This is a genomic window from Streptomyces sp. NPDC059524 (genome assembly GCF_042749255.1).
Lineage (GTDB): Bacteria > Actinomycetota > Actinomycetes > Streptomycetales > Streptomycetaceae > Streptomyces > Streptomyces xanthii.
The window spans coordinates 11,027-14,056 of the sequence record NZ_JBHYTK010000143.1 but is presented as its reverse complement, the minus strand read 5'-3'; the positions used below and the strand labels follow the sequence as shown (position 1 = coordinate 14,056).

2 protein-coding genes are annotated in these 3,030 nt (G+C 65.6%); both read right to left on the bottom strand.

What is annotated here, in order from left to right:
* Positions 1–81 precede the first annotated feature (81 nt).
* Positions 82–1,449: an OFA family MFS transporter gene (locus ACFW9D_RS30290; RefSeq protein WP_384627123.1), complete on the bottom strand. Its 1,368-nt coding sequence runs from the start codon at positions 1,447–1,449 to the stop codon at positions 82–84.
* Between the two features lies 1 nt (position 1,450).
* Positions 1,451–2,836: an OFA family MFS transporter gene (locus ACFW9D_RS30285; protein ID WP_384627120.1), complete on the bottom strand. Its 1,386-nt coding sequence runs from the start codon at positions 2,834–2,836 to the stop codon at positions 1,451–1,453.
* Positions 2,837–3,030: the final 194 nt, after the last annotated feature.

Here is a 3,030-nt window from a genome sequence, read left to right as displayed (position 1 = left end):
GGCCTTCGCGGTGCGGCGCAGCCGGGGGGCGGCGGCGGCGGGGGCCGGCCCCCACTCATGTGTGACTGAGATGCGTGCGCACTAGACCGTGCCGGTTCGCCCCGGCTGTTTCAGGAGCAGCGCCACCGCGGCGGCCACCATCGAGATGCCGCCGGCCAGCGCGTACGCCCCGTTGTACCCCCACGCGGCGACCACCATCGAGCCGAGGCCGCCGCCGAACAGGCCGCTGATGAGCTTCCCGCTGTAGACGAGCCCGTAGTTCGTGGCGTTGTAGTTCTCGCCGAAATAGTCCGGCGTCAGAGCCGCGAACATCGGATAGAAGGCGCCGCCGCCGAATCCGGAGAGGAACGCGAAGACCAGGAACAGCCCTTCGCTGCGGATGTCGCCCGCCCAGATGACGCCGAACTGGGCGAGCCCCAGGACGACGATGACGAACACCAGGCTGAGCTTGCGGCCCATGATGTCCGACATCCAGCCGACTACCGCGCGCCCCACCCCGTTGATGACGGCCATCACGCCCATCGAGGACGCCGCCACGAGGGGCCCGAACCCGACCTCCTTGGCGAAGTCGACCTGGAACGAGATGCCGAAGATCGACACCCCGGCCGTCAGCACCAGACTGAGCCACATCAGCGGCAGCATTCCCGTCCTGATGGCTTCCTTCGGTGTGAACTGCCGTACCGCGGGCGGATTCTTGGCGAGCGACCGAGCACTCTTCCCGGAACCCGAGGTCACGAGTGGGTCGATGTCCGAGGGCCACCAGTTCTTCGGCGGGTCCTTGAAGAAGAAGGCGCAGACCAGCACCACGACGAGAACATAGGCGCCGATCATGTCCAGGACGCGGTGGTAGTTCGACGTGTCGAAGCCGTAGTTGAAGATGAAGATGAACGGCAACGACCCGTACGCGAATCCGCCGTTGACGAATCCGGTGCGGCCGCCCTTTCGTTCCGGATACCACTTCCCGACCATGTTGATGCACGTCGAGTAGACGAGCCCGGAACCCAGGCCGCCGATGACACCGAACCCGATGATGGCCAGCCACACATTGCTCAGATGGGACAGTGCGAGAAAGCCGAGCAGGCACAGAAAGGAGCCGATGGACATGGCCCGCCGCGCCGTCATGATGCCCTTCTCGCGCAGCCAGCCGGCCGGGAAGGCGATGCCCGCCTGGAAGAACACCCAGACGCTGAGAATCCAGAAGGTGTTGGACTGCGTCCAGCTGTGAGCGCTGGACAGCGTGTCCTCCGCCGAGCCGTACGCGTACTCGGACACGCTGATGGCCATCATCGCGATCCACGGCAGGTACACCATGAATTTCCGGGAATGGCCGAGGATGTCGCGGTCCGTCTCGCCGACGCGATAGACGCGGCCGTTCTCGTCGGTGATCTCTTCGTACCCCGCGCCGTACTCCGACGCGTGTGTTCCTGCGGCGATGGGCTCCGCCGTCATATCAGGCCATCTCCTCACCGAGCGGTTGCGGATTGGGGCGGACGTCACGGGACTTGGGCCGCCCGGGCGGTGACAGGAAGATCGCGACGATTCCCGCGAAGAACGAGATGCAGCCGGCCAGGATGAAGGCACCCGAATGCCCCCACGCCGCGACGACCATCGAGCCCATGCCCGCACCCAGACCGGAGACGAGCTTGGAGCTGTAGACCATCCCGTAGTTCGTCGCGTTGTTGTTCTCACCGAAGTAGTCGGCGGTGAGCGCCGCGAACATCGGGAAGATGGCACCGCCGCCGAACCCGGAGATCGCGGAGAAGATCAGGAAGAACGCAAGGTGCTGTTCCTGCGCCGACCAGAGAATGCCGAACTGGGCGGCGCCCAGAATGACGCAGACCGCGAGCAGACACTGCTTGCGGCCGTACCGGTCGGAGAGCCAGCCGATGACACCGCGCCCGGTGCCGTTGACGACCGCCTTGAGCGACATCGCTGTCGCCACGATCCCGCCCGCGAAACCGGCCTCCTTTCCGATGTCCACCTGGAAGGCGATGCCGAAGATGTTCACGCCGGAGGTACACGCCAGGCAGAACCACATCAGGGCGACCCGGCCCGTCCGCCACGCCTCCATGGGGGTGTACTGCTTCACCGCCGGAGGGTTCTTCTGCAGTGAACGCCGGGCCCGCGGGTCCTCCGGGGGATGCAGCGGGTCGATCTCGGCGGGCCACCAGTTCTTCGGCGGGTCCCGGAAGAAGAAGCCGGCGGTCGCGACCATCGTGGCCAGGAGCAGACCCACGGAGACCAGCACCCAGCGGAAGTTGGTCAGGTCCATGAAGCCGGTGAACAGGAACACGAACGGCACGGAGCCGTAGGCGAATCCGCCGTTCACGAAGCCCGTCTTGCCGCCCCTGCGCTCCGGATACCACTTGCCGACCATGTTGACGCACGTGGCGTACACCATGCCGGCGCCCATGCCGCTGAAGACGCTGAAGCCTATGTAGGCGAACACAACGTGCGGCGCGAAGGCGAGGGACAGATAGCCGAGCAGCGTGCCCAGCGCGCCGAGCATCATGGCCCAGCGGGCCGGCAGCCTGCCGCTCTCACGCAGCCTTCCCGCCGGGAAGGCGACCGCGGCCTGGAAGAAGACCCAGACCGTCATCATCCAGAAGATGTGCTGACTGTTCCAGCTGTGCGCGGTGTGCAGAGTGTCCTCTGCGGACGCGAACGCGTACTCGGCGGAAGAGATCCCCATCATGCCCACCCAGGGCAGGATCACCATCCACTTGCGCTTGCGCCCCATGATGTCGATGTCGCGCTCGCCAACCCGGTAGACCCGGCCGTTGGCGTCCGTCACCTCCCTGTAAGGGACGGAACTTGACAGTTCGGTTGCGGTCATGACGGTCGCATCCCTTGCGTCGAAAGATCTGGCCAGCGCCCCCTGTCCAAATTGCTTTCGTGTGCGCACGGGTCCTGGGGGGGGGGGGCGGGCGCCCCCCCCCCCCCCCCCCCCAACACCACAACAAACACACACACACACACCCACCCACCACCACACACCACACACAAAAAAAACAACACACACAAACCAAA